Origin of the sequence: Tritonibacter sp. SIMBA_163 (assembly GCF_046535935.1) — a bacterium.
Classification (GTDB): domain Bacteria; phylum Pseudomonadota; class Alphaproteobacteria; order Rhodobacterales; family Rhodobacteraceae; genus Epibacterium; species Epibacterium scottomollicae.
The window spans coordinates 54,156-61,631 of sequence record NZ_JAWJBP010000017.1 but is presented as its reverse complement, the minus strand read 5'-3'; the positions used below and the strand labels follow the sequence as shown (position 1 = coordinate 61,631).

Sequence of the window (7,476 nt, the reverse complement as noted above, 5' to 3'; positions counted from 1 at the left end):
GTTGACGGGGCTCGAACCCGCGACCTCCGGCGTGACAGGCCGGCACTCTAACCAGCTGAGCTACAACCGCGCATTTTCAATGCTGACCTTCGCCAGCGCTTCCCATCCGGGACGGTCCTGACCCTCTGACGAGGCCCCTCAGGCAGGGCAGCAGTGGCGCGGTTGACGGGGCTCGAACCCGCGACCCCCGGCGTGACAGGCCGGTACTCTAACCATCTGAGCTACAACCGCTTGCTGTGCGTTCAGCACCGTGTCTGAACGTTGGGGTGTAATATTCGCAGGTCGCAGGGGCCGTCAAGCGCAGAAACGCCATTTTTCTGGCTTTCGAGGGAAAATTTTGCTGCCGTCGACTAAACACATGAATTCGTGCGGGTTTCCCTGACCGAACCTACCGCGGCTTGGCGACGTCGCCACATCGCTCATCATCCCGGGCAGAGCAACTTTTGCTACACCAACGCTCCGAGGACTGGGCCGCATGCCGAGCACACACCGCCGCCCCTCAGCCCGTGCAGCGCGACACGCCTCACTCATGGACAGGTCCATGCATATCCGTAAATTAATGTGTGATTGCGACTGGATTTTCTTTTGTTCGGGATCTAGCCTACCCAAGTTCAAACTCCGAGCCTGTCGCCTTCGGCCGCCCCGATGCCTCGACAGCAATCAAACTCGAACGGCATCCAGGGCGATAGCATCTTTTATGTGCGTTAATCCGGATCGTGGTCTCGTATTTGAACGTCAAAGTATTGGTTTCGAACTTTGGCCTTTAAATGGTTAAGTCATCAGTCATCATTTAGCATTATTTTTACGGTAACAGATGTCGCCATCCGTTAACGAATACGGTGAATGGCTTCGATCACCGCTTGCAAAACTGCACAAGAGGCGCAGAAACGGACTACGTCATGAGGATGCGTATGCTTACTTTGTCACCAGACCTCAGGCGCTCTGTCTCCACGCAGAATGATCTGGTGCGCGCAGACCTCCCGTCCCGGTTCGCGTCGATTACACTGATGTCGATCATGTCGCTGTACTTCCTGCCGATACGGACCGTCGCGGCGATCTACTGCATCTACGCTTTCGTCGAGATCATCGGTCTCATCGTGTACAAAATGCTGGCGCGCAAAGTCACATTTGGCGCTGTCTTGCTGTTCACATCCTCGGCGTTCTGCGGCGTCTGGGTTTTCAATGCGATCCCCGTGATGCTGTTTCTGCAGCCGGATCCCTTCCCCAAACTGATGGGGGCGATGCTTCTGACCATCGCGCTCAATCACTGTGTGGTCGCGCGTGCGGCCTGGATGTTCTTTGGTATCCTGACAGCTGTCCCGATCATCTGCGTCGTCGGCTACATGATCGGCAGCCTGCTCTATTCCTTTGCCGACCCGATCGAAATCGCCATTGCCGGGGTGGTGGTGGTGTTGGGCGCGGCCTACATGCTGAACGCAATGTGGGCGCAGCACCGCCTGACCAGCCGATTGCGCGAAGCGCTGGTTGAAGCTGAGGCTGGCAGCCGTGCCAAGAGCCGCTTCCTCGCGTCCATGAGCCACGAGATCCGCACCCCCCTGAACGCCATCTGCGGCATGTCCGAGCTTATCGAAGAAGGGCATTCCGACGCGGAACTACTGCAAGAGCGCACCCACTTGCTGCGCAAATCTGCACAGGCACTGACCGGCATACTCGATGACATACTCGACTATGCAAAGATCGAATCGGGTCATTTCGCATTGAACCTCGACGCCGCTGAGCTGAGGCTTGAAATCTCAAGTACGGTGGAAATGTTCCGGTCACAGGCTGCAGACAAGGGACTTCAATTCGAAATCCAACTGGACGACTCCGTCCCGACCTATGCCAAATGTGATGCCCTGCGCCTGCGTCAGGTGATCGGGAACCTGGTCTCCAACGCAGTGAAATATACCGAAAAGGGTGTTGTCTCGGTCAACGTGTGGGGAGAGCCGCAGGACGGCAGCACCCTGCTGACTGTTCAGGTGACCGACACCGGGCGCGGCATGACGGAAGAACAGGCGGCCCATCTGTTCACGGAATTCTATCGCGCCGAGGACAAAACAGCGCCGAGCGTTCCGGGCACCGGGCTTGGCCTGTCGGTCGCACGCCACCTGGCCCGATTGATGAGGGGCGACATCACCTTTGCCACCCGCCCGGCAAAGGGAAGCAGCTTCACACTGGCCTGCCAGGTCGAAGCACTGCCAGCATCCGAGGCCCCCGCGATACCAGCGCAGGCAAAACCCGATGAGCGTCAGGACCTTGGTGGCATCCGGTCCGTCTTGCTCGTCGACGACACGGCCTCCAATCGCATGGTCGTGCGCGCCTTCCTGAACAACAGCGATGTTGAGATCATCGACGCTGGCAACGGTGCCGAAGCGCTGGAGCAGCTTGAAGAACGCTCGGTTGACCTTGTCTTGCTGGATATGAAGATGCCGGTGATGGATGGTCAGGAGACCCTGATCGAGATGGCGCGGCGTGGAGGGCGGATCAGTGCGACGCCGGTGATCATGTTGACTGCAAATGCCGCACCGGAAGATCAGGAACTATGCCGCAGCCTGGGGGCCGCCGGGTATCTGGCCAAGCCCGTCAAGAAGTCCGTCCTGCTGTCCGAAATGCGCAGGGTCGCCAGCGCCCGGTCTTCTAAAGTGGCCTGATCCGCCTAAACCGGCACAGCCCCAACTATGAAATTTGCGCCTGAAGGTTGCAAATCAGTCGCCCGTTCATCGCGCGGCGAATGCCTGTGATCATGGCCCAATCAATTTCCATTTTTGCAATATGACTTGCCTACAATCCAACAACTTGATCGCCCCTGACTGTCTGGTTGCCTCAGGCGCCACACCATCATTTCTCCACCCAATTAATTCTTAATTTACTATTTTAGGCGAATCTATTTTCAAATTTAAACAAATTTTCCCAAAGCTGCTTTTGGGAAGACTGAAAAGGTGGATGGGCACCGTCATGCAGTCGACAGAAATCACTTTTGAAAACCTTGGCGAGACAGGGGCTCTTTTCACTGAGCTGATGCGCGCACGGTATCATCATTTTATCGAAGCGCGTGGCTGGCCACTTCCGAATGTGCGCGGCCTGGAGTTCGATCAGTATGACACGCCAGAGAGCATATACTGTGCAATCCACGATGGTTTGGAGGTGCACGGTGGCTTCAGGGTCACGCCGACAACCGCCAAATGTGTAAATTCCAGTTACATGCTACGCGATGCGCAGCTTGGTCTGTTGCCAGACCTTCCGCCAACGATCCTAGACCACCCTGCCCCGCAAGACCCCAAGGTCTGGGAGGTGAGCAGAGTCTTCGTCGGCGACACGCTGAGCAGCCGAGAACGGATGAAAGTGCGGGACCAAATGGGGCTGAACTTCGCCCGCGTCGCTCGGAACTGGCATATTGATGCCTTTCTGTGCATCACCTCTGTCACCGTGGCGATGCTGACGCGCCGGTCGGGGTTGGACATGCTCGCGGCAGGACCTCGGTTCGAAGCGGGCGGCGAAACGTGTCAGGCCTATCTCCTCAAGGTCAATGCAACCAGTTTGCGCAGCCGCGCCGCCTGAGTACGACGTGCGTCACACTCGAAATCTGGGCAGGCTATACCTGCGTTGGCTCACCGCGAAACTGTGCTATGCGCCTGTGGCAAGGCAGACATCTGGCCTGAAAGCACCAGATCAGCTTGCCATCCAAGGTATCGGGACTGTAGAGAAAGCCGAACTTGCATAAATGGAGCCGGAGATGGCCGAGGAGCTTCTGTTCGAAGACGAACCGATGGCCCGTCAGCGGCTGAGACTGTGGCTGCAGATGTTGAAATCAGTGCGCCACGTCGAAGGTGTCCTGCGCGAACGACTGCGCGAAGGGCACAACATGACCCTGTCCCGGTTTGACGTTCTGGCCGCCCTCCATGCCGCACCTGACGGCATGAAGATGAGCGAGTTGTCCCAACACCTGGTGGTCTCCAACGGCAATGTGACTGGCGTTGTGGATCGGCTTGCGAAGGATGGTCTGGTGCAACGAGCCCCCTCGCCGCACGACCGCCGAGCATTTGTCGTTTCGGTCACACCGGAGGGGCGCGAGAAGATGGATCAGATGGTGCGCGAACACCTGGCCTGGATCGACTGCCTGATGTCACATGTCTCAGAGCCGGATGTCGCACGGGCGATATCCGTGATGCTGGATATCCGTCAAAAGCCTGACAGACCGTCCGACACCTGACATCTCGTCCTATCAGACCGGCGAAGATGCAGAGATGCGGATGACTTCTCCACTCCGACGCTATGAACAGTCTCCTTGCCTTACACGCAGGAACAACCGGTCGTGCCTCGGGCATGTGTGCTTCCCTGCGGATCTGGCCCTAACTGAATTACTTTGAACCTAAAGTAAAAGCTGTATTTCGGCGCGCTGCGGGCCCGTGGAAGAGGCCGACGCGGTGGGATTCGCGACGCCTCGACGCCTGCTCGTCGATGCTGCAGCGCAGAGAAAACAGGCACTCCCCCGACAAAGCCCCTGAAAATTCGCCCAAAAACCAGCGTCCAGAAAAATATTCACTGCGATTAGAAACTTTATACTTGAAACAATGAGAAATATCCACCTGCATATATACCAAGCGAGAACAACAACAGGGATGAGGTCAATGAACCAAACAGACACGCTTGCCGCACTTGCCTCGGGACTTCTGGATGGGGGGATCAGGGTCGTCGATTGCTCCGCCCCGCTGGGACCGGACACCCCGCTTTTGAAGCTACCGCCCGAGATCGCAGACGACACGCCCCAGATCGAAATTCATCAGATTTCGAGATACGGCGACCGTGGTCCGTTCTGGGCCTGGAACTGGCTCAAGCTTGGTGAGCATTCGGGCACGCATTACGATGCGCCGCACCACTGGGTCACCGGCAAGGACTATCCAGATGGGTCCGTGGACACGATCGATCCGCAAAAATTCATGGCCCCTGCAAATGTCATCGACTGTTCGGCGCAGGCCGCCGAAGACAATGATTTCCTGCTGACCAAGCAGGGCGTGCAGGACTGGGAAGCCGAACACGGAGAGATCAAGGCTGGCGAATGGGTCCTGATGCGCACCGACTGGGATCAGTACAACCACGACGAGGACAAGTTTCTCAACACCGATGAAAACGGCCCTCACACCCCCGGCCCTTCGGCTGACTGCATCGAATACCTGATGGAGAAAAATGCGCTTGGTTGGGGGTCTCAGTGCATTGGGACCGACGCCGGACTCGCGGCCAGTTTTGAACTGCCCTTCCCGGCCCATAACCTGCTGCACAAGGCAAACCGCTATGGTCTGGCCTCGCTGACCAATCTCAAGGAGCTGCCCGCCAAAGGCGCGATCGTGGTCACTGCGCCGCTGAAGATCGTCAACGGAACAGGATCTCCGGTGCGTGTTCTCGCACTGGTTCCGGGGGCCTGAAACTATGTCATCTGCCACTGAATTCGACGTTGCCATCATAGGTTCAGGCATCAACGCGCTGACCTCCGGCGCCTTGCTGGCCAAGGCCGGAAAGCGCGTGGTGCTGCTGGAACGTGAATCCGTGGCAGGTGGCTGCATGCGCACCGAACCGCTCGGCGACGGCGTGCTCCATGACCCTTTGGCGACCACGTTGGTCCTGTGGGTGACCGGGGCTGCCCATGCCGCCCTTGGCGACGACCTGACCCGTCACGGCGTCGAATTCTGCGCCACCCAGACGCCCACTGGCGTGCTCCTGCCCGACGGTCAGGCGCTGGTCTACCAGATGGATCGTGCCGCCAATGTTGCGGCCTTCAACGCGGCAGCGGCGGGCGATGGCGACCAGCTTTCTGCGGATCTGGACGCGTTCGGCGGCAAGGCTGATCTGCTGTTCGGACTGATGGGCGGCGATCCATGGTCCGGCGCAACTGCCAAGCTGCTCGGCAAGGAGGCCTGGAAACGTGGCCCCCACGGGCTTGCCGCGACCATGGGGGAATCGCTGACCTCGATGCGGGGCTGGCTGGAAACCTCATTCCAGTCCGAACTGTCTCAGGCGCTCTGGGCGCCGTGGTGCCTGCATGCGGGTCTCGGGCCGGAAGCTGCCTTTTCCGGACAGATGGGACAGATCATCGGTTTTGCCCTCGAAGCCGCCGGCGCACCGATCGCCAAGGGCGGCATCGCGTCCATGGTGCAGGGCCTGTGCGCGATCATCGAGGAAAACGGCGGGACGGTGCGCACCAACGCCGACGTCAGCCGGATTGAACAGGCCGGCGGGGCGGTCACCGGCGTTACCCTCGCTGACGCGGAGTATATCTCCGCGCCCACCGTACTGGCCTCGGTCACGCCGCATCAGCTCTACGGCACGCTGCTCGAGGGAGAGAGCAAAGCAGACGACCTGCGCCGCTATCGTTACGGCAAGGGAAACTTCCAGCTGCACTATGTGCTGGAGGGGCCGGTGACCTGGCGCACGCCGGGAGTTGAGACCGTGCAGCTGTTGCATCTGACACCGGGATTGGACGGGGTCTCCAAGGCCGGAAATGAGGCAGAGCGCGGCCTGCTGCCGGAGGTGCCGACAATCTGCGTCGGCCAACCCTGTGCGGCAGACCCGACACGCGCGCCGGACGGGAAATCCGTTCTTTGGCTGCAGATGCCAGAGGCCCCGCGTCACGTCAAAGGCGATGCCAAGGGCGAAATCTCCGTCCCCGAGGACGGCAGCTGGACGCTGGAGCTGCGCGAGGCATTTGCAGACCGTGTCGAGCAAATCCTGGCCAGCCATATCGACGGCTTTGCCTCCAAGGTCGTGACACGACGGGCCATTTCACCTGCGGATCTGGCTGGCATGAATGCCAACCTTGTGGGCGGCGACCCCTATGGCGGCGCCTGCTCGCTGGAGCAGTTCTTTCTCTGGCGCCCATTTACGGACAGCAAACGGCACACCACCGGGGTAAAGGGCCTCTATCACATCGGGGCCTCGACCCATCCGGGCCCCGGTCTGTCAGGTGGCTCGGGCTATCTCGTAGCGAAGGAGCTTGGCGCATGACCACCGGCCCCGATCATCTGGAGGAGTTCACCCCCTATCTGATGAACCGCATCATGGCGCGCTACAACAAGGGTGTTGAAGAGGCCCTGAAGGAGGTTGGGATCACGGTGGCGCAGATGCGCGCGCTGGCGGTGCTGACCGAGAGCGGCCCCTGCACCATCAATACACTCTCCGTGCTGACGGTGATCAAGCAATCAACGCTGTCACGCACGCTGGACACGATGGAAACAGCCGGGCTGATCCGGCGCGAGGCCGACAGAAAAGACAGCCGCATCCGCCACATCCAGCTGACAGACACGGGGCGGCACGTCCACGAGACCGCCTGGCCGGCCATGCTGCAGATGCAGGAGGTCATGCTGTCCGCGCTCTCTCCAGACGACAGAAAGATGATGAACGGTCTGCTGCTGCGCGTGTTCTACAACATCCGCCAGCACGATTTTTAAAAGGCCCTCGCGGCCCTGTCCCCATGAGGGGCAGATC

At 59.4% G+C, this 7,476-nt stretch carries 6 protein-coding genes and 1 tRNA gene; 6 read left to right on the top strand and 1 reads right to left on the bottom strand.

The annotated features are described in order from the left end of the window. Positions 1 to 154 precede the first annotated feature (154 nt). Positions 155 to 231, bottom strand: a tRNA-Asp gene (locus R0J92_RS17915). A 674-nt stretch (positions 232 to 905) separates the two neighbouring features. On the opposite strand from R0J92_RS17915, the gene R0J92_RS17910 reads away from it, so the two are divergent. The 6 genes from R0J92_RS17910 to R0J92_RS17885 all read left to right on the top strand — a co-directional run bounded on the left by R0J92_RS17910 (position 906) and on the right by R0J92_RS17885 (position 7,439). Then, the gene (locus tag R0J92_RS17910; RefSeq protein ID WP_411052624.1) at positions 906 to 2,651 is read left to right on the top strand and encodes an ATP-binding protein; all 1,746 of its coding nucleotides are present in this window, start codon (positions 906 to 908) and stop codon (positions 2,649 to 2,651) included. Between the two features lie 304 nt (positions 2,652 to 2,955). Then, the gene (locus R0J92_RS17905) at positions 2,956 to 3,558 is read left to right on the top strand and encodes an acyl-homoserine-lactone synthase (protein WP_106164597.1); all 603 of its coding nucleotides are present in this window, start codon (positions 2,956 to 2,958) and stop codon (positions 3,556 to 3,558) included. Positions 3,559 to 3,733: 175 nt separating this feature from the next. After that, positions 3,734 to 4,210: a MarR family winged helix-turn-helix transcriptional regulator gene (locus R0J92_RS17900; protein WP_411052623.1), complete on the top strand. Its 477-nt coding sequence runs from the start codon at positions 3,734 to 3,736 to the stop codon at positions 4,208 to 4,210. 418 nt (positions 4,211 to 4,628) lie between these two features. Then, positions 4,629 to 5,420, top strand: coding sequence for a cyclase family protein (locus tag R0J92_RS17895; RefSeq protein ID WP_411052622.1), 792 nt, complete (start codon positions 4,629 to 4,631; stop codon positions 5,418 to 5,420). Between the two features lie 4 nt (positions 5,421 to 5,424). Beyond that, positions 5,425 to 6,996 carry a phytoene desaturase family protein gene (locus R0J92_RS17890; RefSeq protein WP_411052621.1) on the top strand — a complete coding sequence of 524 codons (1,572 nt, stop codon included), beginning with the start codon at positions 5,425 to 5,427 and terminating at the stop codon, positions 6,994 to 6,996. Beyond that, positions 6,993 to 7,439: a MarR family winged helix-turn-helix transcriptional regulator gene (locus R0J92_RS17885; RefSeq protein ID WP_411052620.1), complete on the top strand. Its 447-nt coding sequence runs from the start codon at positions 6,993 to 6,995 to the stop codon at positions 7,437 to 7,439. Before R0J92_RS17890 ends, R0J92_RS17885 begins: the two co-directional genes overlap by 4 nt. Positions 7,440 to 7,476: the final 37 nt, after the last annotated feature.

Excerpts from the sequence above, each read along its gene's own strand:
- R0J92_RS17890 (WP_411052621.1), top strand. The coding sequence starts at position 5,425 with ATGTCATCTGCCACTGAATTCGACGTTGCCATCATAGGTTCAGGCATC.
- R0J92_RS17900 (WP_411052623.1), top strand. The coding sequence starts at position 3,734 with ATGGCCGAGGAGCTTCTGTTCGAAGACGAACCGATGGCCCGTCAGCGG.
- R0J92_RS17910 (WP_411052624.1), top strand. The coding sequence starts at position 906 with ATGCGTATGCTTACTTTGTCACCAGACCTCAGGCGCTCTGTCTCCACG.
- R0J92_RS17885 (WP_411052620.1), top strand. The coding sequence starts at position 6,993 with ATGACCACCGGCCCCGATCATCTGGAGGAGTTCACCCCCTATCTGATG.
- R0J92_RS17905 (WP_106164597.1), top strand. The coding sequence starts at position 2,956 with ATGCAGTCGACAGAAATCACTTTTGAAAACCTTGGCGAGACAGGGGCT.
- R0J92_RS17895 (WP_411052622.1), top strand. The coding sequence starts at position 4,629 with ATGAACCAAACAGACACGCTTGCCGCACTTGCCTCGGGACTTCTGGAT.